The organism is Dactylosporangium sp. CA-152071 (assembly GCF_050936335.1).
GTDB classification, from domain to species: domain Bacteria; phylum Actinomycetota; class Actinomycetes; order Mycobacteriales; family Micromonosporaceae; genus Dactylosporangium; species Dactylosporangium maewongense.
The window spans coordinates 1,907,303-1,929,790 of the sequence record NZ_JBNJMZ010000002.1 but is presented as its reverse complement, the minus strand read 5'-3'; the positions used below and the strand labels follow the sequence as shown (position 1 = coordinate 1,929,790).

General features: G+C 73.2%; 20 protein-coding genes, 1 tRNA gene and 1 pseudogene. 7 read left to right on the top strand and 15 right to left on the bottom strand.

Going from position 1 to position 22,488, the window contains the following annotated elements; translation table 11 throughout:
* Positions 1–70: 70 nt before the first annotated feature.
* Positions 71–1,069: pseudogene (locus ACQEVZ_RS48450) on the bottom strand (cytochrome c oxidase assembly protein); the annotation flags it as partial.
* A 186-nt stretch (positions 1,070–1,255) separates the two neighbouring features.
* The gene (locus ACQEVZ_RS48445; RefSeq protein ID WP_433381401.1) at positions 1,256–1,885 is read right to left on the bottom strand and encodes a copper resistance CopC family protein; all 630 of its coding nucleotides are present in this window, start codon (positions 1,883–1,885) and stop codon (positions 1,256–1,258) included.
* A 200-nt stretch (positions 1,886–2,085) separates the two neighbouring features.
* On the opposite strand from ACQEVZ_RS48445, the gene ACQEVZ_RS48440 reads away from it, so the two are divergent.
* Positions 2,086–3,006: a cation diffusion facilitator family transporter gene (locus ACQEVZ_RS48440; protein WP_433381398.1), complete on the top strand. Its 921-nt coding sequence runs from the start codon at positions 2,086–2,088 to the stop codon at positions 3,004–3,006.
* Between the two features lie 27 nt (positions 3,007–3,033).
* Here ACQEVZ_RS48440 and ACQEVZ_RS48435 read toward each other — a convergent pair whose 3' ends face one another.
* The 10 genes from ACQEVZ_RS48435 to ACQEVZ_RS48390 all read right to left on the bottom strand — a co-directional run bounded on the left by ACQEVZ_RS48435 (position 3,034) and on the right by ACQEVZ_RS48390 (position 11,439).
* Positions 3,034–3,276, bottom strand: coding sequence for a DUF4229 domain-containing protein (locus ACQEVZ_RS48435; RefSeq protein ID WP_344500049.1), 243 nt, complete (start codon positions 3,274–3,276; stop codon positions 3,034–3,036).
* Positions 3,277–3,346: 70 nt separating this feature from the next.
* Positions 3,347–4,444, bottom strand: coding sequence for an ABC transporter ATP-binding protein (locus ACQEVZ_RS48430; RefSeq protein ID WP_433381394.1), 1,098 nt, complete (start codon positions 4,442–4,444; stop codon positions 3,347–3,349).
* Positions 4,441–5,265, bottom strand: coding sequence for an ABC transporter permease (locus ACQEVZ_RS48425; protein WP_360568068.1), 825 nt, complete (start codon positions 5,263–5,265; stop codon positions 4,441–4,443). The genes ACQEVZ_RS48430 and ACQEVZ_RS48425 overlap by 4 nt, the downstream gene beginning before the upstream one ends.
* Positions 5,266–5,283: 18 nt before the next feature.
* The gene (gene modA, locus ACQEVZ_RS48420; protein WP_433386113.1) at positions 5,284–6,042 is read right to left on the bottom strand and encodes a molybdate ABC transporter substrate-binding protein; all 759 of its coding nucleotides are present in this window, start codon (positions 6,040–6,042) and stop codon (positions 5,284–5,286) included.
* Between the two features lie 50 nt (positions 6,043–6,092).
* Positions 6,093–6,506, bottom strand: coding sequence for a TOBE domain-containing protein (locus ACQEVZ_RS48415; RefSeq protein ID WP_344500055.1), 414 nt, complete (start codon positions 6,504–6,506; stop codon positions 6,093–6,095).
* Positions 6,507–6,722: 216 nt separating this feature from the next.
* Positions 6,723–7,094, bottom strand: a complete 372-nt coding sequence (locus tag ACQEVZ_RS48410; protein ID WP_425552134.1) for a DUF779 domain-containing protein — start codon at positions 7,092–7,094, stop codon at positions 6,723–6,725.
* A gap of 13 nt (positions 7,095–7,107) precedes the next feature.
* Positions 7,108–8,631 carry an aldehyde dehydrogenase gene (adh, locus tag ACQEVZ_RS48405; RefSeq protein WP_344500059.1) on the bottom strand — a complete coding sequence of 508 codons (1,524 nt, stop codon included), beginning with the start codon at positions 8,629–8,631 and terminating at the stop codon, positions 7,108–7,110.
* A 104-nt stretch (positions 8,632–8,735) separates the two neighbouring features.
* Entirely contained in the window at positions 8,736–10,049 is a 1,314-nt protein-coding gene (locus ACQEVZ_RS48400) for a transcriptional regulator (protein WP_433381390.1), read from the bottom strand.
* Positions 10,050–10,193: 144 nt separating this feature from the next.
* A complete protein-coding gene (locus ACQEVZ_RS48395; protein ID WP_433381387.1) occupies positions 10,194–10,811 on the bottom strand; it encodes a hypothetical protein in 618 nt (205 codons plus the stop codon).
* Between the two features lie 73 nt (positions 10,812–10,884).
* Complete coding sequence (locus tag ACQEVZ_RS48390) at positions 10,885–11,439, bottom strand: PadR family transcriptional regulator (protein WP_433381384.1); 555 nt, start codon at positions 11,437–11,439, stop codon at positions 10,885–10,887.
* Positions 11,440–11,522: 83 nt separating this feature from the next.
* Here ACQEVZ_RS48390 and ACQEVZ_RS48385 point away from each other — a divergent pair, with 83 nt between their 5' ends.
* Complete coding sequence (locus ACQEVZ_RS48385) at positions 11,523–12,533, top strand: hypothetical protein (RefSeq protein WP_433381381.1); 1,011 nt, start codon at positions 11,523–11,525, stop codon at positions 12,531–12,533.
* A 69-nt stretch (positions 12,534–12,602) separates the two neighbouring features.
* Here ACQEVZ_RS48385 and ACQEVZ_RS48380 read toward each other — a convergent pair whose 3' ends face one another.
* Both ACQEVZ_RS48380 and ACQEVZ_RS48375 read right to left on the bottom strand, forming a co-directional pair.
* Positions 12,603–13,247: a SnoaL-like polyketide cyclase gene (locus ACQEVZ_RS48380; protein ID WP_344500069.1), complete on the bottom strand. Its 645-nt coding sequence runs from the start codon at positions 13,245–13,247 to the stop codon at positions 12,603–12,605.
* A gap of 196 nt (positions 13,248–13,443) precedes the next feature.
* Positions 13,444–16,296 carry a PQQ-dependent sugar dehydrogenase gene (locus ACQEVZ_RS48375; protein WP_433381378.1) on the bottom strand — a complete coding sequence of 951 codons (2,853 nt, stop codon included), beginning with the start codon at positions 16,294–16,296 and terminating at the stop codon, positions 13,444–13,446.
* A gap of 186 nt (positions 16,297–16,482) precedes the next feature.
* Here ACQEVZ_RS48375 and ACQEVZ_RS48370 point away from each other — a divergent pair.
* From ACQEVZ_RS48370 to ACQEVZ_RS48350, 5 genes are all read left to right on the top strand, one after another.
* Positions 16,483–16,610 (top strand) — tRNA-OTHER (locus ACQEVZ_RS48370).
* Between the two features lie 42 nt (positions 16,611–16,652).
* Positions 16,653–18,812 carry a hypothetical protein gene (locus ACQEVZ_RS48365; RefSeq protein WP_433381375.1) on the top strand — a complete coding sequence of 720 codons (2,160 nt, stop codon included), beginning with the start codon at positions 16,653–16,655 and terminating at the stop codon, positions 18,810–18,812.
* Positions 18,813–19,008: 196 nt separating this feature from the next.
* Positions 19,009–19,812, top strand: coding sequence for a lysostaphin resistance A-like protein (locus ACQEVZ_RS48360; protein WP_433381372.1), 804 nt, complete (start codon positions 19,009–19,011; stop codon positions 19,810–19,812).
* The gene (locus tag ACQEVZ_RS48355; RefSeq protein ID WP_433381369.1) at positions 19,809–20,942 is read left to right on the top strand and encodes a sensor histidine kinase; all 1,134 of its coding nucleotides are present in this window, start codon (positions 19,809–19,811) and stop codon (positions 20,940–20,942) included. The genes ACQEVZ_RS48360 and ACQEVZ_RS48355 overlap by 4 nt, the downstream gene beginning before the upstream one ends.
* The gene (locus tag ACQEVZ_RS48350) at positions 20,939–21,592 is read left to right on the top strand and encodes a response regulator (protein WP_433381366.1); all 654 of its coding nucleotides are present in this window, start codon (positions 20,939–20,941) and stop codon (positions 21,590–21,592) included. The genes ACQEVZ_RS48355 and ACQEVZ_RS48350 overlap by 4 nt, the downstream gene beginning before the upstream one ends.
* A 15-nt stretch (positions 21,593–21,607) precedes the next feature.
* Here the strand turns inward: ACQEVZ_RS48350 and ACQEVZ_RS48345 are convergent, their stop codons facing one another.
* The gene (locus ACQEVZ_RS48345; protein ID WP_433381363.1) at positions 21,608–22,351 is read right to left on the bottom strand and encodes an SGNH/GDSL hydrolase family protein; all 744 of its coding nucleotides are present in this window, start codon (positions 22,349–22,351) and stop codon (positions 21,608–21,610) included.
* Positions 22,352–22,488: the final 137 nt, after the last annotated feature.

Below are 22,488 nucleotides of genomic sequence, written 5' to 3'. Positions count from 1 at the left end.
GGCCGCCGGGTCGGGCCGGCGCGTCGGGCCGGTGCGTTGAACGCGGAGGTGCGGGGCTTGGCCTTCTTGGTCATCGGCGGGTGGCTCCCTCGTCGGTGGCGTCGTCGGTACGTCGTGCCTCGGCGGCCCAGTCGGCCAGCTGGCGGTTGTAGGCGGCGAGGGCGTGGTCCTCGCCGGCGGCGTCGGCCCGGTCGATGGCCCGGTCGACGCGTCGCGCCTCGCGCTGGTCGGAACGCCACCACTGCGTGAGGAGCACGAGCGCGACGGCGGCGCTGGGGAGTTCACCGAACGACCAGGCGATGCCGCCACCGAGTCGCTGGTCCTGCAGCGGTGACGAGCCCCAGGGGCGGGCGAGGGCGGTGTACCAGTCGGCGGCGAGCACGGTCGTGGACTGCTGCACCGCGAGCCCGAAGATGGCGTGCAGCGCCATCGCGGCGAACAGCAGCACCATGCGCAGCGGGAACGGTGCGGGACGGCGGCCCGGGTCGACCCCGATCAGGGTGTGGAAGAAGAGGTAGCCGGCGGCGAGGAAGTGCGCCTGCATGGCCAGGTGCGCGGCGTGGGAGCGCAGCGCGAGCTCGAACAGGCCGGTGAAGTACAGCCCGTACAGGCTGCCGACGTAGACCGCGAGCGCGACGAGCGGATGGCCGAGCAGCGCGGCGGGGCGGCTGTGCAGGGCGGCGGTGAGCCACTCCCGGGGCCCGGGCCAGGTGGTCTCGCGGCTGGGGCGCAGGGCGCGCAGCGCCAGGCTCACGGGTGCGCCGAGGACGAGCAGGATGGGGGCGAGCATGCTCAACGCCATGTGCACCGCCATGTGCGCGCTGAACAGCACCGGCGCGTAGCGGGCCAGCCCGGAGCTGGTGGCGAGGACCACGACCGCCCACCCGGCGTTCCACACGACGAGGCGGTGGGCCGGCCAGGCGACGCCGCGACGCCGCAGCCGCCACCAGCCCGCGGCGTAGGCACCGACGGCGGCCAGCGCGACCGTCAGCGCGAGGGGCTCGACGAGCCATTGCGTCAGCAGCCGGCCGACCGACACCGGGCCGGGCATGGGGAAGCCCAGTGTCGCTCTCGTTCGGCACCCGGAACGTCAGCCGGGCGGTCCTGCCCGGGACGGCGTCCTCGGCGGTGACGCTGCCGGGTGCGGCGGCGACCCCCGGCAGCAGGAGCACCGCGGCGATGACGGCGCCGGCGACGGCGATGCGCTGCCACATGACGGTGAGCATGTACGTCCGTTCCTCCGATGGGGCGGTGGTCAGGTGGCGTCCGGTCCGCCGGTCTGGTCGGAGCGGCGGCGCCGCGGCCAGAAGGCGAGGGCCGCGGCGATCGCGATGAGACCGACGAGCAGCCCGACGACGAACGCGACGCCCCACGGCTGGACCGGCTCCTCCGCCGGGGCGGCGGCTTGAGACGTGGCGGCGGCGGTCGTGGGTGCCGGCGCGTTGGCGCTGGTCTGGGCCGGCACCGGGGACGGACTGCCGGCGGCCGGCGATGCGGCGGCCACCGTGAAGGTGATCTTGCCTTGGACCGGGTGCCCGTCGGTGGAGACGACGCGGTACGTGACGCTGACCGCACCGGCCACGGTCGCCGCCCGCAAGGGCTGGGTGAGGGTGGTCCCGGTGCCGGTCGGTGCTCCCGCGACCAGGTCGGCGCCGGCGGCGTCGACCACCGCCACCTGCGCCATGGCGGCGTTCGGCGACTCGCGGAACGTCATCGTGATCGCCGCCGGGCCGGTGGGCAGGCTGGCGCCCTCGGCCGGGGTGCTGCCGCGCAACGCGTTGTGCGCCCAGGCAGGCGAGGCGGTGGTGAGGGCCGTGACGACGGCCACCACCGTCAGCGCCGCGCCCGCCCGCCACCGGATCCGTCGTCGCGTGTCTGGCCTCACCGCACCCGTTCCTTCCCCTGACCTGACTCCTACGTCACGTAGTCGTTCGCCGGGACGTGAAAGTTCCCGGGTGGGGCAACTCAATCGCTCTCGGATCGCAACTACGAAGCAACATAGTAGAAGAGACCTGACTCTTGACGCGTCGTCGGTCACGCGTATTAATATGCGCATGTGAACATGTGTCGCGGGAGAGTGATGTGATGGGCCACGGACACGATCACGACCACCAGGTCACGGCGACCGGCCGGCACCGTGGCGCGCTCGCCGGGGCGCTCGCCGTCTCGGTGGCGATCTTCGCCGTCGAGGTCGTCGGTGCACTGGTCACCGGCAGCCTCGCGCTGTTCGCCGACGCCGGGCACGTCCTCGCCGACGCGGGTGGGGTGGCCCTGGCCCTCGGTGCGACGGTGCTCGCGGCCCGCCCGGCGACGGGCCGCCGCACGTTCGGGTGGGCCCGCGCGGAGATCCTCGCCGCCGCCGTCAACGGCCTGGTCCTCGCCGGAATGAGCGTCTACGTGTTCGTCGAGGGGGTCCGCCGGCTGGTCGAGCCGTCCACCGTCGAACCGGGCGGCATGGCGCTGTTCGGGTTCATCGGCCTGGCCGGGAACCTCGTCGGCGTCGCCCTGCTGTGGCGGGCCCGCAACGCCAGCCTCAACATGCGCGGCGCGTTCCTGGAGGTCGCCACCGACGCCGTCACCTCAGTTGGCGTCCTCGTCGCGGCGGGGGTGATCGCGGCGACCGGGTTCAACCGCGCCGACGCGATCGTGTCGGTGCTCATCGGCCTCGTCATCGCCCCGCGGGCGGTCCGGCTGCTGCGCGAGGCGGTCAACGTGCTCCTCGAAGCGACACCGTCCGGTATCGACCTGGACCAGATTCGTGACCACGTCACCGGGCTCGACCACGTCCTGGACGTGCACGACCTGCACGTCCACGCCGTCACGTCAGGCCTGCCGGTGCTCAGCGCCCACGTCGTCGTCCGCGACGAATGCTTCCAGGACGGGCACGCCCCACAACTGCTCGACGCGCTGCAGGCCTGCGTGGCCGGGCACTTCGACGTGGACCACTCGACGTTCCAGCTGGAGCCGGCCGGCCACGCCCGCCACGAACACCCCACCCATCCGTAGCGGCGCCCGCCGGCCGCTGCGCGAGGCCTACCGGGCCGGCCGGTCGGAGCCGCTCCTGCGCTCCTGCCTGCGCTGGACGCGGTCCTGCACGTCGGCGGTCACGTCGGCGCGGAGGCGGCGGAGCAGGAAGGCCGACAGGATCATGCTCACGACGAGCGCGATGGCGAGCTTGAACGCCGGGTCGAGGGCGATCGGCAGCATGTACATCACGCCGGCCGCGGCGACGAACAGCACGAGTCGCGCGGCGAGCAGCTTTGCTACGGAGCCCATCCGACGACTGTAGCGCCGGTCCACCGTGTACGGCCCATCGGTCCGAGCTGGTGGTCACCTCGGCATCAGGTCATGTGCCAAGCAGCTCGGCGCGGTCGGCCGGCCCGCTGGCCGGGTAGGCGTGTGTTTCGGTGGCCTTGACCGCGGCCCACAGCTGCTGGCCCGGGGCCAGGCTCAGGTGCGCGGCAGCGGCCGGGGTGACGTCGGCCGCGGCGGTGATCGGCCCGGCGAGCTGGATCCGTAGGTTGTCGCCGTGGCGTTGGATGCCGGCGACGGTCGCGCTCCACGTGTTGCGGGGGCTGCCGTCGGGCTGGTGCGGGTGCAGCGCGACCGCGGAGGGCCGGAACACGACGAACGCGTCGCCGTCGAGCCGGTCGGTGGTGGCGAGGTCGAACCCGCCGGGGAGGTGGACGGTGTGGCCGTCGGCGCGGCCGCGGTACAGGTTGAGGCCGACGAGCCGGGCGACGTAGTCGGTGCGTGGCCGGGCGGTGATGGTGGCCGCGTCGCCTTCCTGCACGACGTGGCCGTCCTCGACGATGACGAGCCGGTCGGCGAGGACGAGCGCGTCGAGCGGGTCGTGGGTGACGAGCAGCGCGGCGCCGGCGTGCTCGGCGAGGTGCCGTTGCAGCTCGGCGCGGGTGTCGAGCCTGGTGCGGGCGTCGAGGGCGGCGAGGGGCTCGTCGAGCAGCAGCAGCGCCGGGTGTACTGCGAGGGCGCGGGCCAGGGCGACCCGCTGGGCCTGCCCGCCGGAGAGCTGGCGGGGTTTGCGTTTTGCGTGCTCGGCCAGCCCGACCCGGGCGAGCCAGGCGGCGGCCTGCTCGCGGGCGGCGCGCCGGTCGACGCCGTGACGGCGCGGGCCGAACGCGACGTTGTCGAGCGCGGTCAGGTGCGGGAACAGCAGGTAGTCCTGGAAGACGACGCCGATCGGGCGGCGCTCCGGCGGGGTGAAGCGGCGCCGGTCGGGCCGGTCGAGGTCGGCGCCGTCGACGGTGACGTGCCCGGTCGTGAGGGGCTGGAGCCCGGCGAGGGCGCGCAGCGCGGTGGTCTTGCCGGCGCCGTTGGGGCCGAGCAGCGCGACGACCTGCCCCGGGTCGATCCGCAGGGCGACGTCGAGCCGGAACGTGCCCCGGTCCACGACGAGGTGCGCGTCGACGAAGGCGCCGGTCATGGGCTGGTGATCCAGCGGTCGCGGAGGCCGGCGAGGATGGCGACGGAGACGGTGAGCAGGATCAGGCTCAGCACGATCGCGGCGTCCAGGTCGGTCTCCAGGGCGAGGTAGACGGCGAGCGGCATCGTCTGGGTCGTGCCGGGGAAGTTGCCGGCGAAGGTGATGGTGGCGCCGAACTCACCGAGCGCCCGGGCCCAGCACAGCACCGCGCCGGCGGCGATGCCGGGCGCGACGAGCGGCAGCGTCACGTGCGTGAACGTGGTCCAGCGGCCGGCGCCGAGGGTGGCGGCGGCCTCCTCGTAGCGGCTGTCGGCGCCGCGCAGCGCGCCTTCGACGGCGATGATGAGGAACGGCATCGCCACGAACGACTCGGCGATGACGACCCCGGTGGTCGTGAACGGGAACGTGATGCCGAACGTCGTGTCGAGCCACTCGCCGAGCAGCCCGCGACGGCCGAAGACGAGCAGCAGCGCCACGCCGCCGACGACGGGCGGCAGCACGAGCGGGACGGTGACGAGCGCCCGGACGAGGCGCCGGCCGGGGAACTCGATACGGGCGAGGAGCCAGGCGAGGGGCACGCCGAGGAGCACGCAGACGAGCGTGGCGAGGGTGGCGCACTGCAGCGACAGCCGCAGCGCGGTGAGCACGCCCGGCTCGGTGAGCCGCTGCGGCAGCGTGGTCCAGGGTGCGCGGATCAGCAGGCCGATCAGCGGGACCGTGAGGAACAGCAGGCCGAGCCCGGCAGGCAGGAGCAGCCCGGCCGGGATCCGCTGCCGCCGGGGCGGCGCGACCGCTGGTCGCGCCGCCTTCGCGGAGTCCATGATCGGCATCGCCGGAGTTTACGGTGCCTGGAAGCCGGCGCCCGTGAGCACGGCCTTGCCCTTGTCGGACAGGACGTAGGCGACGAACGCCTGCGCGCCGGCCGGGTTCTTGGCCTTCTTCAGCACGATGATCGGGTAGTCGTTGATCGCACCGGCGGACTCGGGGAACTCGACGCCCTCGACGTCCGCCGCGGCGGTCTTGGCGTCGGTCCGGTACACCAGGGCCGCGTCGACCTCGCCGAGCTTCACCTTCGACAGGGCGGCCTTCACGTCCTGCTCGAGGGTCACCGGGGTGAGCTTCACGGTGGCGGCGTCGAGAGCCTTCTTCGCGGCGGCGCCGCACGGCACCTGCTCGGCGCACAGGGCGACCTTCACGCCGGGCTTCGTCAGGTCGGCGAGGCCCTTGATCGCCTTCGGGTTGCCCTTCGGCACCGCGATGACGAGCTGGTTCTTCACGAAGGTGGTGGCCGTGCCCTCGCCGCCGCCGGCGTCGGTGACGGTCTTCATGTTCGCCGGCGCGGCGGAGGCGAACACGTCCGCGGGCGCGCCCTGGTTGATCTGCGTGGCGAGGGCGGAGCTGCCGGCGAAGTTGAAGGTGACCTTCGTGCCGGGGTTGGCGGTCTCGAAGTCCTTGCCGATGGTCTTGAACGACTCGGTCAGCGAGGCGGCCGCGAACACGGTGATGTCGCCGGTGACCGCGGCGGCGCTGCTGGCGCTGCCGGTGGACGGCTGCGGGGCGGCGGTTTTCGTGTCGTCGGCGCAGGCGCTGATCCCCACGACGGTCAAGGCCGCGAACGCGGCCAGGCTGGTGCGGATCCAACGGGATGTCACGAGCTGGTCCTCCCCTTATTCGCGACGGCCGGGGTGGAGCGCTCCACCACGACCGTGGTCGACTTGATCACTGCGATGGCCACCGAGCCGACCTGCAGGTCGAGCTCGTCGACGGCTTCCCGGCTCATCAGCGACACGATCCGGAACGGGCCGGCCTGGATGTCGACCTGCGCCATCACCGTGTCCTTGACGACGGCGGTGACGATCCCGCGCAGCCGGTTGCGCGCCGAGGACGCACCGGTGTCGGTGCCCTCGGTGCGGACGAACTCGGCGAGATCGAGGCCGTCGATGAGCCGGTGGCCGTGCTCGTCCCGGCTGGCGGTCAGCCGGCCCGCGTCGACCCAGCGTCGGACGGTGTCCGCGCTCACGCCCAGCAGTTCGGCCGCTTCACTGATCCGGAACACTGTCACCGGCTCACCCTAGCTGTCGCATGTGCAGCAGCAAATCGGCTGTCGGGCTCGCGTCTTCGAGAGCCTGGTCTCATCAACCCAGCATCTGCATGGCGGCGTCATGACCGGGCCCGTGGGATGACCGCCCGCGTCGGCAGTGACCAGGCACGACTGGTTCACGGCCAGCAGCCCCGTCCCGGCTGACCCGGGACGGGGCTGGGTTGGGTAGGGGCCCGTCTACGGGTTGAAGACGGCGTTCTCCTCGGCGGTGAGCAGCCGTGACCGGATCAGGAAGCGGACGCCCTCGGGAGCCTCCAGGGAGAACCCGCCGCCGCGGCCCTTGACCACGTCGACGGTGAGGTGGGTGTGCCGCCACGCCTCGAACTGCGCCGCGGACATCCAGAACGTCACCGGCTCCGGGACGCCGTCGATCCGCAGCTCCTGCAGCAGCACGTCCGACCCGCCGGTGCGGAACTCACCATCGACGTAACACATCGGGGAGCTGCCGTCGCAGCAGCCGCCGCTCTGGTGGAACATCAGCGGCCCGTTGGCCGCGTACAGCTTGCGCAACAGCTCGGCCGCGGCGTCGGTGACCGCGACGCGTGACATCTCGGCCATCGGCTCAGAAGAAGCCGAGCTTCTTGGGGGAGTAGCTCACCAGGAGGTTCTTGGTCTGCTGGTAGTGATCCAGCATCATCTTGTGGTTCTCCCGGCCGATGCCCGAGCCCTTGTAGCCGCCGAAGGCGGCGTGCGCGGGGTATGCGTGGTAGCAGTTGGTCCACACGCGACCGGCCTGGATGGCGCGGCCGGCCCGGTAGGCCCTGGAGCCGTCGCGGGTCCAGACGCCGGCGCCCAGCCCGTACAGCGTGTCGTTGGCGATCTTGATGGCGTCGTCGAAGTCGGCGAACGGCGCGACCGACACGACCGGACCGAAGATCTCCTCCTGGAAGATGCGCATCGCGTTGTTGCCCTGGAAGATCGTCGGCTGCACGTAGTACCCGCCGGCGAGCTCGCCGCCGAGGTCGGCCCGCGCGCCGCCGGTGAGGACCTTGGCGCCTTCCTGCTGACCGATGTCGAGGTACGACAGGATCTTCTCGAGCTGGTCGTTGGACGCCTGCGCACCGATCATGGTGGCCAGGTCGAGGGGGTGGCCCTGCACGATCTGCTCGGTGCGGGCGACGGCGTCGTGCAGGAACCGGTCGTAGTGGCCCTGCTGGATCAGCGCGCGGGACGGGCAGGTGCAGACCTCGCCCTGGTTGAGGGCGAACATCGTGAAGCCTTCGAGGGCCTTGTCGTAGAAGTCGTCCTGGGCGGCGCTGACGTCGTCGAAGAAGATGTTGGGGCTCTTGCCGCCGAGCTCCAGCGTGACCGGTTTGATGTTCTCGCTGGCGTACTGCATGATCAGCCGCCCGGTGGTCGTCTCGCCGGTGAACGCGACCTTCGCGACCCGGGCGCTGGACGCGAGGGGCTTGCCGGCCTCGACGCCGAACCCGTTGACGATGTTGACGACGCCCGGCGGGAGCAGGTCGCCGATGAGGCTCATCAGGTAGTGGATCGAGGCGGGGGTCTGCTCGGCGGGCTTGAGCACGACGGCGTTGCCGGCCGCGAGGGCGGGCGCGAGCTTCCAGGTCGCCATGAGGATCGGGAAGTTCCACGGGATGATCTGGGCGACGACGCCGAGCGGCTCGTGGAAGTGGTACGCGACGGTGTCGTCGTCCAGCTCCGACAGCGACCCCTCCTGGGCCCGGATGGCGCCGGCGAAGTACCGGAAGTGGTCGATCGCCAGGGGGATGTCGGCGGCGAGCGTCTCCCGGATCGGCTTGCCGTTCTCCCAGGTCTCGGCGACGGCGAGGGCCTCGAGGTTCGCCTCCATCCGGTCGGCGATCTTGTTGAGGATGTTCGCCCGGTCGCCGGCCGAGGTCCGGCCCCAGGCGGGCGCCGCGCCGTGGGCGGCGTCGAGGGCGAGCTCGACGTCGTCGGCGGTGCCGCGGGCGACCTCGGTGAACGTCTGACCGGTCACCGGGGTGGGGTTCTCGAAGTACTGCCCCTTGACCGGCGGCACGAACTGCCCGCCGATCCAGTTGTCGTAGCGCGGCTCGTAGTGCATCTTCGCGCCGGACGTGCCGGGCGCGGCGAAGTCGGTCATCGTGGTGACCTTCCGTCAGCTGCCGCCGTCCGTCGTTGGACGGTTGGGCCGTGACGGGCACGGTAGTTTCGCGGACGTTACATGAATGTAGCGTCGGTGCTCGCTCAGCGGCTCAGTCCGTACTCGGCGCGGAGCTGCCGCACGCGGGCGTTGGCCACGCCGCGGTGCGCCGAGCGGTGCGGCGCGACGGCGGCGAGACGCTCCCACACCTCGAGGTCGTCGAAGCCGCTCCGGTCGGCCCAGGCCCGGACGAGCCCGGCGTCGAACGAGGCGAGCACCGCCGAGCGGAGCTGGGTGTGCAGCCACTGCCTCTGCCGAGCCACCCCGGGCGCCTCCGACGTCGGCAGCAACGGCCCGGGGTAGCCGGCGAGGGCCCGGGCGAGGTGGTCGCCGCGCAGCGCCGCCGCCACGTCGGCGAAGTCCGCGTCGATGCTCGTGCGCAGCCGGTACGGGCGGGATGCGAGCAGGTCGCCGACGACGTGCCGGAGCCGGTTCAGCTCCACCCGCACGGTGGCCGGGTTCGCCTGGTCGTCGTACAGGGCGCTCAGCAGCTGCTCGCCGGTCAGCCCGTCCGGGTGCAGCACCAGCATGATCAGGATCTCGGTGTGGCGGCGCTGCAGCCGGATCGTCCGCCCGTCGACGTGCAGGGTGCCGTCGTTGCCGCCGAGCGCTGACAGGCGCACCGACGGGCCGGCGGCGGGTGTCCACAGCCCCGGTGGTGCGAGCACTCGCCGGGGGCCGGCGGGATGGCGTGACAGCTGGCGGGCGAGCTCGGCCTCGGAGGCGCGGGCCGCCGAGCGCACCAGGGCCAGGCTCAGCGGGTTGGCCACGCCGTGCCCGCCGGTGATGTCGATGACGCCCAGCACCTGCCCGGAGACCGGGTCGTGGATCGGCGCGGCCGAGCACGTCCACGCCTGCACCGACGACAGGTAGTGCTCGGTGGCGAAGATCTGCACCTCGTGGTCGAGCGCCAGCGCGGTGCCGGGGGCGTTGGTGCCGGCGTGCGGCTCGTCCCACCGGGCGCCCTCGACGAAGTTCATCCGCTCGGCGCGGGCCCTGGCGACCCGGTGGCCCTCCACCCACAGCAGCTGGCCCGCGGCGTCGGACACCGCCATGAGGTAGTCGCCGTCGTCCGCCGTGTCGCCGACGAGCTGCCGCAGCACGCCGATGACGCGGGAGAGCGGGTGCGCCGCCCGGTACGCGGACAGGTCGTCGTCGGCGAGCAGGACCGGCGGGCTCGCGTCCTGGCCGACCCGCGCGGCCGACGACCGCTGCCAGGACCTGGCCACGACGTCCCGCAGCCCCGGGTCGATCCCGGCGAGGGCCCGCGTGGACAGGAACCGCTCGTGGGCGGCCGCGATCTCACGGGCCCGCCGCTGCGGGTCCGCGCCGACGTCGGCGAGCCACGCGTTTCCCATCAGCTCCCGCCTTGGCGTGCCACCTGGCAGGACCGCAGGTCGCCGCCAGACTCGTCCACCAAGAGTGCATGCGCCGCGGGACCAGCGCAACCTTCCCCGCAGGTGCACGGGACGGCCGCCGCCGGCCCTCGCAGGTGCGCGGCGTTACGGCAGCTGCAGGAGCGGCGCGGCGGCTCCGGCGGTCCAGCCGGCGTCGAGCACGGCCAGGGCGTCGGCGCTCGCGGCGGCCCGGAGGCTCCCGGAGCGGGCGCCGGGCACCACCAGGTCCCCGGGGAGCGCGTCCTCACCGGCGCGGCGGATGTGGCGCCGGGCCGTCCGGGGTCCGAGGATCATGTCGCCGTCGCGGCGGCAGTCCTCGTACGGCACGACGGCCTCAGCGCCGTCCGGGATCCGTGCGCCGGTCGCGATCTCGACCGCGTCGCCGCCACGCAGCGGTCGCGGATGCGGCGGGCGGCCGGCGAGGACCCGGCCGGCGACCAGCCAGGGGCCGGCACCGGCGACGGCGTAGCCGTCCATGGCGGCCGCGTCGAAGCCCGGTGCCATGACGGCGGCGACGATCGGGTCCGCGAGGACCTGCCCGGCCGCCTCGCCGACCGGCAGCCGCACGGCGGGCAACGGCGCGGCGACGTCCCAGGCCGTGGCGTACGCCTGAGCCCAGGGCACCTCGACGCCCGTCCCCAGTGCGAGCAGCTGTGTCCCCGTGGCGACCATGAGGGCAGCGAACCGCGCGCCGGTGTCACCGAAGTGCCGTTCCGGGTTCACGTGTGCAACCAACTTCTCCCGGGTCCGGTCCCGCGGCTGTGAGGTCAGCCGGGGCGGAGCGGTGTGACAGGGATCAGCCGGCGTCGTCCGGCGGCGGCGCGGGCGATGACCGGCCGATCGCGTCGAGGAACCGCACGGCGGCCTCGGCGTTCTCCAGCCGCCACAAGAGCAGGGTCTGGTCGAAGCCGGTCGCGGCGGCGTGCCGGCGCCGCAGGGTGTCGCGGACCGGGGCCAGGATGTCGTGCTGCGCGGCGATCAGGCCGGCGGGGTCCTCGCCGCGGCGGGTGAGCAGGGCCAGCTTCGCCAGCAGCGCCGAGCGCATGTCACGCACGTGCGGCACCGGCTCGTGCAGCCACTCGGCGACCGCCGCCGATCCGGCCGGGGTGGTGGCGAGGATCGAGCGTTGCGGGCCGCGGCTGCCCGCCTCCGTGGTCTCCACCTGGATCAGGGCGAGCCCGGTGAGGCGGTCCAGGCAGCGGTAGACGATCGGGCGCGGGATGTGCCACACCCGGCCGACCGCGCCGTCCTCGGCGGTGAGCGCGGCGATCGCGAAGCCGTGCGTGGGCTGCTCGTCGACGACGGTGAGCACGATCCAGTCGGCCAGGGACAGTGGCGGCAGCTCACCCATCGCGTCAGCCTACGGCGCGGGGTTCCGCCGGCGCCGCATCCTCGGTAGTCTCATTGCGACTACCAGCGCAGGGGAGGCACGGCGTGATCGCGGGGCACCTCGACGACGGCACGCCGTTCCACGCGCCGGTCGGCGTGATGCTGAGCGACGGCGACGGCGACCGTGTCTGCTGCCACCTGTGCGGTCGCTGGTACCTGTCGGTGGCCAGTCACGTGCGGGTGCACGGCTGGACCAAGGCCGCCTACATCGCCGCGTTCGGCCTGGAGGTCGGCAACCCGCTGGCGGGGCGGCGGACCCGGCAGCGGCGCGCGGAGGCGCTGCGGGCCCGCCAGCACCGCGACCAGGCCGTCCAGCGGGCGCAGGCGGCGGCCCGGGTCCGGGCGCGCAGCGGCGCACTGACGGTCGCCGCGGCCGAGGCCGCCCGGGGCCGGCCGCATCCGCAGGAGCGCCTCGTGAAGACCCTCGCGGCGCTGTCGGCGATCCGCCCCGCGGCCCGCGCCGAAGGCAACCGGCAGCGGTCCGAGCAGCATCTGTCCGACGTCGGCGCGAAGGTCGCGGCCCAGTTCGGGTTCGAGTCCTTCGCCGGCTACGTCCGCGACCGTCTCGCGAGCGGGCGGAGCCTCGCCGCGATCAGCCGCGAGGCCGGGCTGCACAAGGACTGGCTGTCCCGGCACCTGCCCGCGATCGCACCGGACCTCGCCGCGCAGCGCACGCGGATCCGCGCCCATCCCGGCGATGCCCGGCTGCTGCCGGCCGCCCGGGCCGCCGGTCACGCCGACGTCGGTGCGTACCTCCGCCACCGCCATCTGCGGCAGCACCGCACGGTTGCCGCGATCGCCGCCGAGGCCGGGGTGACGCGCTGGTCGGTCCTCGCCGCGATGGAGCGGCACGGCATCGCCGCGGTCCCGCACGCGACGAAACGGCACCGGGCCGCGAGCCGCAGTTCGAGCGCCGCCGCGCCGCTCGGGTTCACGTCGGTCGCCGCGTACGCCGCGCATCGGCGGGCGGAGGGCGCGACATGGCGGGCGCTGGCCGCCGAGTCCGGCCTGCCCGAGTCGACGCTGCAGCGGCACGCCGCGGGCCGCAACACCTGAAGGGCGTGGTCTGTCCATTGTGGACGGCGGCCACTGGATGAACCGGGTGGCCGCCGCCGGGTAGTGCTGTCAGTGCGCGACGGGGCAGCCGCCGGTGAGCTTGCCGAGGAACTGGTTCGGGTCGTAGTAGTGCTCGACCTCGAGGAGCTTCAGGTCGTCGCTGACCTTCGCGACGCTGATGCCGAACATCTCGATCGTCTGCCCGTTGGGCTGGTGGCCGTGGTACTCGCCCTCGAAGGCGCCCCAGTGCCGCCACTTGAACGTGACGACCGGCGGCGGGCTGAGGACCTCCAGGACCTCCCAGTAGAACCCGCCCGGGAACGCCTGGTGGAAGATGTGGTGCGACGACTCGAACGACTCCTGGCCCGTCTTGTAGAACGGGCTCTCGCCGATGAGGATGTTGTAGCTGCCGATGTCGGCGATGTCCTGCGCGCTCGCCCACGGCCCGCCGTTGACGTTCGTCCGGAAGTGCTCGGTCACCATCGACACCCAGGTCGCGGGGTCCTTCTTGTAGGAGACCTCCATCTCGAAGACCTGGACGATGGTCTCGACGACCGCCTCCAGCGAGTCCGGTGCGTGCTGGGTGGTGCGCTGCCCGGGCATGACCTGGTGGGACAGGTGGTAGTCGGGGGTGGTGCCGTCACGCCAGGCCGACGAGTCGGTGGCGTCGATGACGGCGGTGCGGCCCTGCAGCCACAACGGGGTTTCGGACACGATTCGGTTTCCGCCCTTTCAGGACGAGTGAGGGGGTGCCTGGCAGGACGGCCACCCGCCAATGGCTACCCCCGTCGGTAGTTGCAGTGAGACTACCGACGGGGGTGCGGCAGCGGAAGCCCGGGACCCCGCACGCGCGTCGATGCCCTGGTGGGGCACGATCCGGGCGCCGGGGTTCCGCCGCATCGGTCCTCGTCTACTGCAGGAGGTCGAACCGCTCCCACGGCCCGATCGCGGTCCGGTTCGCGACCAGCGCCGCGGCGCCGGCGTTCTCGGCCGTGACGTACCTGGCGTTGACGACGGCCTTGAACGACACGCTGCCGTCGCTGTTGGTGATGCGCTGGAAGATCTCCCACGCGCCGACGGCCGTCCGGTTGGCGATCAGCGGGTTCGCGCCGCCGTTGTCCGCGCAGACGATCTTGTTGTTGGCGTGGGCGCGCAACGCCACGAAGTCCTCGCCGAGGTTCAGCATGTCGAACTGCTCCCACGGGCCGATCGCCGTCCGGTTGGCGATCAGCGGGCTCGCGCCGGCGCTGTCCGCCGTCACGTACCTGTTGTTGATCCTGGCCCGCAGCGACACCACCTGCTGCTGGGTGCCCGTCGGCACGGCGACCCCGGTGCCGATGAAGTCCATCCAGTCGACGTTGAACAGGAACTCGGTGCCACCGCCGGGGCTGCGGCCGACGAAGTAGAGCTTGCCGGTGCCGGCCGGCGGCGCGGTCAGACCGACGGCGACGTCGGTGTAGTTCTGCCAGCCGCTGGTGCCGGGCACCGTGGCGCTGCCGAGCAGGGTGCCGTTGACGGGGTCACCCCAGCGGACGTCGACGATGCCGCCGGTCGTCGCCGACGCGGCCCGCACCCGGATCACGTTGACGCCCGCGAGCGACACCGGTTCGACGCTCCACCAGTCGCCGTCCTCGACGAAGCCGATGTGCCTGCTGCCGTCGGCGCTCGCCTCGACGATGACGCCGGCGTCGTCGGTGCCGTGGCCGTTCGAGGCGCGCCCGGTGTTGGTGTAGAACTCCGCGCCCGTCCGTTTCGGGTGCAGGATGACCTGGCTGCGGGTCGTCAGCGGGGTCGAACCGCCCGCGCCGCCGTGGTCGGTGTAGACGGCCTCCAGCACGTAGAAGACGTTGTCGCCCTCGGCGTGCCCGCTCGACAGCGTGGTGGTGACGGTGCCGCTGCAGCCGTTGTAGGAGTCCAGCGGGTGGCCGTGCTCGTCGTGGCCGAGGATGGCGTTGAGTTGGAGCTCGGTGCAGTTGACCGCGCCGTCCTCCGGGTCGGTGACCGTGGCGGAGAACGAGACCTGGTCGCCCCACTGGTAGAACCCGCCGTCCGGCGGTGCGGTGAGGGCGACGGTCGGCGCGGTGTTGCCGACCGTGATCGGCACGCTCGCGGTGCTGGACTTGCCGATCGTGTTGGTCACCTTCAGCACGGCCGTGTAGTTGCCGTTCGCGGTGTAGGTGTGGCTCGGGTTCGCCGCGGTGGAGGTGCCCCCGTCGCCGAAGGTCCAGAGGTACTGCAACGCGCCACCGGCCGGGGTGCTCGACTTGTCGCCGGTGAAGGCGACGGTGAGCGGCGCCGGCCCGTTCGTCCGGTTGGCCTCGGCCTTCGTGACCGGTGACGCGCCGCCGACGACGTGGTCGATGCGGTAGATGCCGGAGTCGGTGTTGTTGCCGCCGAACCCGTTGCCCCACTCGATGAGGTACAGCGCGCCGTCCGGGCCGAACTTGAAGTCCATCGGCTTCTTGAACGAGAACGCGCCCAGCAGCCGGTCGATCGCCGTGACCGCCTTGCCGTCCGCGGACAGCTGGAACGTGTACATGAAGCTGCTGTTCCACTCGGCGAAGATCGCCCGGCCGTCGAAGTACTGTGGCCACTTGCGGTCCGAGACGAGGTTCGGGTCGAACCGGTAGACGGGCCCCGCCATCGGCGCGCCGCCGGACAGCTGCGGGAACTGGTTCGGGTCGGGATTCTTGTGATACCAGACGGTCGCCGGCTTCGCCGCGGGCAGCGTTGTCAGGCCGGTGTTGTTCGGCGACGTGTTCGCCGGGCCGGTGCCGCACGCGAACGGCGCGCCGGACGTGCCGTTCGCGAAGTTGTAGGCGACGTACGGCGTGTTGTTGCCGATGCAGTACGGCCAGCCGGAGTTCTCCGGCGCGGACATGATGTTCCACTCGACGGTGTTCTGCGGGCCGCGGGCCGGGTTCGCGGTGTCGGCGTCCGGCCCGTAGTTGGCGACCATCGCGTAGCCGGTCTTCGGGTCCAGGCCCATCCGGAACGGGTTGCGCTGCCCCATCGCGTAGATCTCGGGCCGGGTCTTCGCGGTCCCCGGCGGGAACAGGTTGCCGCTCGGGATCGTGTACGTGCCGTCCGGCTCCGGATGGATGCGCAGCACCTTGCCCGACAGGCTGTCGGTGTTGCCGGCGGTGCCCTGCGCGTCCCAGATCGCCCGGCCGGACCGCTGGTCGATGGGGGTGTACCCGTCCGAGGCGAACGGGTTCGTCGCGTCGCCCGTGGCCAGCCACAGGTTGCCGTTGGTCTTGTCGATCGCGAGCCCGGCGCCGTGGTGGCAGCAGTCGGCCCGCTGCACCGGCACGTCCAGGATGACCTTCTCGCTGGCCGGGTCGATCGTGTCGCCGTTGACCGTGAAGCGGCTCAACCGGTCGACGTTCGCCGTCAGCGGCGAGTAGTACAGGTACAGCCAGTGCGTGGTGGTGAAGGCCGGGTCGAGCGCGATGCTCAGCAGCCCGCTCTCGTACGACGTGAAGACGCTCAGGCGCCCGGACCGCACGGTCCCGCCGCCAGGCTGGATCACGTTGACGTCGCCGAGCCGGTCCACGTAGAAGACCCGGCCGTCGGCGGCGATGTCGAGCATCATCGGGTTGGACGTGTTCTCGTCCAGCGGCACCTTCTGGAAGTTGGTGTCCGGTGGCGCCGGCTCCGCGGTGGACGGACCGGCGTGGAGCGCGACGACGGCGACGGACAGCAGCACGGCGGCCGCGGTGGTGCGGGCAGCACGACGCAGCCCGCGGGTGGCAGATGGCATGCCGAACAGACCTCCCCCGTGAGGTAATCGAATGCCGAACGTAGACACCGGTGAATGACCCGTCAATGCGGCGAACGTGCTATGTACGCCGATGGATCTGACCGCTACGGTGTCGGCCGCTTCCGGCCGTGGGGACCGCGATATTCGATGGCCGCGCCGATCGGGCCGGTGCGATGATCGACGCACGGGTCGCTAGCTCAACTGGTAGAGCATTCGACTGAGTAGCGCGTCCGCTTCCCGCGTCAGCGGACATGGAGGCGCTTCCTTCTCCTTGTTGGATCGAAGGGTTCGGGGTTCGAGTCCCCGGCGGCCCACCCGTGCCGGCCCCGGCCGGCTGTTGACCGAATGGGGTCCGCATGCTCGAGAAGCTGCTCATCTCCAGGACGCTGCGCGTGCCGGCGAGCACCGGTGCGGCCGGTGACGGTGCCGCGGTGGCCCGGCAGCTGGACGCGGCGCTGCTCGACGCCGGGTTCTCCGCGTCGCGGGCGCTGCTGGAGCACGTCGGTGGCCTCGCCCCCGGGCCGGCGATGGACCTCGCCGCGACGGTGGTCTCCGCGGTACGGGAGCTGGTGGGCGACCACGTCCAGCACAACGCGTACTTCATCGGCTTCCCGCACGACGTGCCGGACACCGTCGAGTTCTGGACGCAGCGACTGCGCGCGGCGGTGCTCGCCGGCGGCGGGACGGCCTCCGACGCGGTGCTGCGCGACGCGGTGCGCTCCGGTGCGGTGAACCTGCTCGACCTGCCGGGCTACGGCACGTACCAGCACACCTACGCGGAACTGCTGGCCGCGCACGACGCGCTGATCGCCTCGGCCGGTGACCGGCTGACGCTGCTGCACCTCGGCGACACCGCCGACGTGGAGGCGGAGCGGCTGTACCTGGCCCTGGCCGGCAGCACGACGCCGCTCGGGGAGGCGGACCTCGCGCTCCTCGGCGAGCTCGCGGTCGCGTGCATGGACGGCACGCAGCCGGACGTGATCCCGGTGCGGGAGCACCGGGCGGTGCTCAACGGGGTCAGGCTGGTGCTCGGCCGCCCGCTGGTCGCCGTGGACACCACGACCGACGTGCTGCGCCTCGCCTGCCAGGTCTCCGGCGGGGACGTCTCGCTGGCGGCACCCACCCGGTTCCGGTCCTTCCGGCGCCCGGAGCGGCGCATCCTGCTGGCCGCGCTGGACCGGGTCGTCGCCGCCGACCAGGACCGGCTCGGCGACGTCGCCCGGCACGCCGAGCCGTGGAAGCGGCTCGGCGAGCGGCTGCACCCTCACGAGCACGAGCAGTGGCCGCACGCGCAGGCGGTGTTCGCGGTCGCGCGTGGCGAGCGGCGGGTGCGCAACCTGGCGGCCCGTGCGGAGGAGGCGATCGGTGCGGGTGGCGCCGGCGCGGCGGCGTCGGTGCTGTCGGCGGCGCCGGGCCTGCTGCTGCGCTCCGCGGACCGGCTGCTGCGGCTCGCCTCGCCGGCGGAGCAGGGCGTCGTGGTCGACGCGGTCAGGGGTGCGCTCGGCTCGGCGTCGGGGCGGGTGCTGTGCTCGCTGCGGGAGCATGTCGGCAACCGGCTGGCGCCCGTGTCGGCGCGCATGTACGTGAACCGGTCGCGCCGCGCGTGGATCGGGCCGGACGAGCGGCCGCCGCTGCCTGCGGGACTGGTCGCCGAGCTGTCGGCGCTGCTCGACGCGCAGATCGCGGCGCGGCTGCCGCGGCCGCAGCGGCCGCTGCTGGTCGACCCGGACGTGCTCGACGTCGCGCTGCCGCTGTCGGGCAAGGCGGCGGAGGGCGGCTTCGGCGTGCTGCCGCGCGGCTCGCGGGCGCCGGTCGCGGGGGAGCTGCTGCGCTTCTTCACCTACTGGCGCCAGACCAGCCTCCGCACGGACTTCGACCTGTCGGTGCTGCTGCTCGACGACGAGTACCACAGCGTCGGCCAGGTGTCGTGGACGAACTACCACCACGAGGGGGTGGTGCACTCCGGTGACATCACCGAGGCACCGGACGGCGCGACCGAGTTCATCGACGTGCCGCTGACGATCGGCGCGCCGCACGTCGTGCCGCAGGTGCACATCTACTCGGGCGAGTCGTTCCAGCAGGTCGCCGAGTCGATGTTCGGCTACCAGACCAGCGCCCTGGACCAGCGCGGCGCCCCGTTCGACGCCCGGACCGTGCGGGCCCGATCGGACCTGCGCGGCAAGGGCCGCATCGCCCTGCCGATGGTGTTCGCCCGCGGCGAGCGCGGCTGGGAGGCGGTGTGGCTGCACCTGTACCTGGAGGGCCGCCCGTCGTTCAACCGGGTCGAGGAGCAGACGTTCACCACGGCCGACCGGGTGCGGGCCCTGATGGAGCGCCGGTACCTCACCGTGTCGTACCTCGTGGACCTGTGGCGCGCCGGCGCCGACGTGACCACCTGGGACGGCAGCGTCCCCGGCGAACCGGTCACGTTCATCGGCATCGACGCGCCGGAGGGCCTGCCCGCCGGCTCGGAGACCTACACTGTGAACCGGCTCCACGAGCTGATCCCCGCGTAATGCGGCGGCGGCCGAGGCCATGTGGGCGCTTCCTGCTGTTTCCGTTCGACTCGGGAACCTCCGCGCAGGCGGAGGATCAGGTATTTCAGCGTCCACGCTTCCCTCGGCCGCCCACGCGTGTCCCCCGAGCGAGCTACGGTCAGGTGTCCACCGCGCGGTGACGCGCCGGCGTACGCGAATCCATACCGTTCACTGCATGCGATCATTCCTGCAGCTCGCCGCGGTCTTCGCGGTCTCGTTCCTCGGCAGTCTCGTCGCGGGCGTCAACCCGTGGCTCACCCTCCTCGCCGGCACCGGCACCGCGGTCCTGGCCCTCGTCGTGTACGTCCGGATCGGCCGCCGGCCGTCGCCCGACCTGCCCCGTGAGGACGCGGCCACCGCGTTCGGCCGCGGCGCGGTCCTGGGCGCCGGCCTGTTCACAGCGGTCATCGCCGTGATCGCGCTCCTCGGCGGGTACCGCGTCGAAGGCTGGGGATCGCTGTCCGGCGCCGCCGCGCTGCTCGGCCTGATGCTCGCGGCCGCCGTCACCGAGGAGCTCATCTTCCGGGGTGTGCTGTTCCGCGTCGTCGAGGCCCGCACCGGCACCTGGACCGCCCTCGCCCTGACCGGCGCGCTCTTCGGCCTCATGCATCTGCTCAACCCGCACGCCAGCCTGTGGGGCGCGGTCGCCATCGCGATCGAGGCGGGCGGCATGCTCGGCGCCGCCTATGCCGCGACCCGCACCCTGTGGCTGCCGATCGGCCTGCACTGGGCCTGGAACTTCGCGGAGGCGGGCGTCTTCGGCACCGACGTCTCCGGCAACGACACGGCGCAGGGGCTGCTCGACGGCGCGTTGTCCGGGCCGGTGCTGCTGTCCGGCGGCGCGTTCGGCCCCGAGGCGAGCCTGGCGTCGGTCGTCGGCGGCGTGACGGCCACCGTGGCCTTCATGGCCCTCGCCCGGCGCCGGGGCCGCGTGCTGCCACGCCGGAGCCGCCGCCCGGCCGCTACGCTCGGCCGGTGATCGACGCCCAGCGGCTCCGGGAGCGGTGGGCGGGTCTCGACGTCACGGTCCGGGACCTGCCACTCGCGCTGCTGCTCGCCGCCGCCTCGCTCGTGCCGGCGCTGCACGGCTACGGCACGCGCCTCGCCGAGGACCTGCCGGCCCGCCCGTTCGACGGGTGGGCCGTCGCGGTCGCCGCGCTCGAGTGCCTGCCGCTGGTGCTCCGGCGGCGCCGGCCGGCGCTGTGCCTGGCGCTCGTCGCGGCGGGGTTCGCGGCCGACCAGCTCCTCGGCTACCACCTCGTCGCCGGCACCGCCCTGCCCATCGCCCTGATGAGCGCTGGCGCCCACCTCGGCGGGGACGCGCTCCCCGCCGAGCGTCCAGGTGCTGCTCGCCGGGTCCGCGTGCTCACGGCGGTGGCGGTGACGGTGGCGTACGTGCCGCTCGCCGTGGCCCTGGACCGGCGGGGCTCGGCGGAAGGCGTCACCGGGTACCTCACGTTCTATCTCGCCGTGGCGCTCGCGTGGGGGATCGGCGCGTGGCTGCGCGTCACCCGCGCCGCCGAGGCCGAGCGCCGCCGGCACGTCGCGGAGAGCACCCGCGCCGCCGAGCGGGCCAGGATCGCCCGCGACCTGCACGACGTCGTCACCCACCACGTGACGGCGATGGTCGTGCAGGCCGAGGCGGCCCGGTACCTGACCGCCGCGCCCGACCGCCTGGACGGGTCGCTGACCGCCGTCGCCGGCACGGGCCGCCGCGCCATCTCCGACCTGCGCCGGCTCCTGGACGTCCTGGACCCCGGCCACGGCGGGCAGGCCGACCTCCGCGCACCGGTCGATCAGGCCCGCGGCGCCGGCCAGCCGGTCGAGGTCACGGAGTCCGGCACGCCCCGGGAGACGCCCGGCGACCCGGAGGCCGTCGCCCACCGCGTGGTCCAGGAGTCGCTGACCAACGCGCTCAAGCACGCCCACGGCCGCCGTACCGTCGTGCACCTCCATCACGGCCCGGACGAGCTCACGGTCGAGGTCTCCACCGACGGCGGTCGCGGCCTGAGCGGCCTCGCCGAGCGCGTCCGGGCCCTCGGCGGCACGTTCACCGCGGCGCCGCGGCCCGACGGCGGCTTCACCACGACCGCCCGGATCCCGCTGTGACGATCCGCGTGCTGGTCGCCGACGACCAGGCCCTCGTACGGACGGGATTCGTCACCATCATCGGCGCGCAGCCCGACATGGAGGTGGTCGGGGAGTGCGGCGACGGCCGGGCGGCGGTCGGCCTGGCGGAGCGCCTACGGCCGGACGTCGTGGTGATGGACGTGCGCATGCCGGTCCTCGACGGGATCGAGGCGACCCGGCGGCTGGCCGGCGCCGGCGTGGCCGAGCCCGTGAAGGTGCTGGTGGTGACGACGTTCAACCTCGACGAGTACGTCTACGAGGCACTCCGGGCCGGGGCGAGCGGCTTCCTGCTCAAGGACGCGCCGACCACCCAGCTGCTGCACGGCGTCCGCACCGTGGCGGCCGGCGCCGCGCTGCTGGACCCGGAGGTGACCCGGCAGCTCGTCGGGCGCTACGCCGCGCGTATCCGGCCCGCCGCCGACGGCCCGGCCGGCACGCCGCTCACCCCGCGCGAGCTGGAGGTGCTCCGGCTCATCGCCGAAGGGCTGACCAACGCCGAGATCGCCGCCGCGCTGGTCATCAGCCCCGAGACCGTGAAGACGTACGTGTCGCGGCTGCTCACCAAGCTGGATCTGCGCGACCGGGTGCAGGCGGTCATCTACGCGTACCGGCGCGGCCTGGTGACCTGAGCCCGGCCCGCCGGCTCAGGAGACGCTGGTCCACGCCGGGTACTTCGCCACGCGCCCGTCGCCGGACGAGCGGCCGCGGACCCGGCGCAGCACCCACGGCAGGACGTGCTGGCGGTAGTACCGGGCCTGGACGACCAGCCCGCGCGCCGCCGCCGCGGTGTCGTCGAGCCGGTGCTCGGCGCCGGGGACGCCCAGGGCGGCCAGGACGAGCCCCGCGACCCGCCGGTGGCCGGCGGCGTTGAGGTGCAGCCGGTCGGCCGACCAGTACCCGGCGCGGCGCAGCTCGGCGTCGCCGAAGCAGTCGACGAACAGCACGCCGTGGCGGGCGGTCAGCTCCCGCACCGCCTCGGTGAGCTGCTCGGCGCGGCGGCGCAGCACCCGCCCGAGCGGCAGGTGGTCCGACGGGTCGGCGCCGCTGAGGACCATGAGACGGACCCCGGCCGCCGCGCAGCGCTCGACCGCCCCCTCGATGAGCCGCACGAGGTGCGCGAGGTCGGCGCCGCGGCGCATCATGTCGTTCCCGCCGCCGTTGAGCGAGATCAGCGTCGGCAGCGGCGACATGGCGAGGGCGGCGTCCAGCTGGGTGGTCACGATCGGTTCGAGCAGCCGGCCCCGGATCGCCAGGTTGGCGTAGCGCCACTGCGGGTCGGCGGCGCCGAGCGCGGCCGCGACCAGATCGGCCCACCCGCGCGGGATGCCGTCCGCCCGCTCGTCACCCATACCCTCGCTGAAGCTGTCACCGATCGCCACGTACCGCATGACCCCGACGATACCGAGTCGATCATCGCGGCCCGATCAGGGTCGTCCGCACCGGACTCTTACAAAGATGTATTGACGTCGCCGAATGGGTTTCTCCTATCGTGAAAGGAACTCCCTGCCCAGTTGGCGGCCGCGGC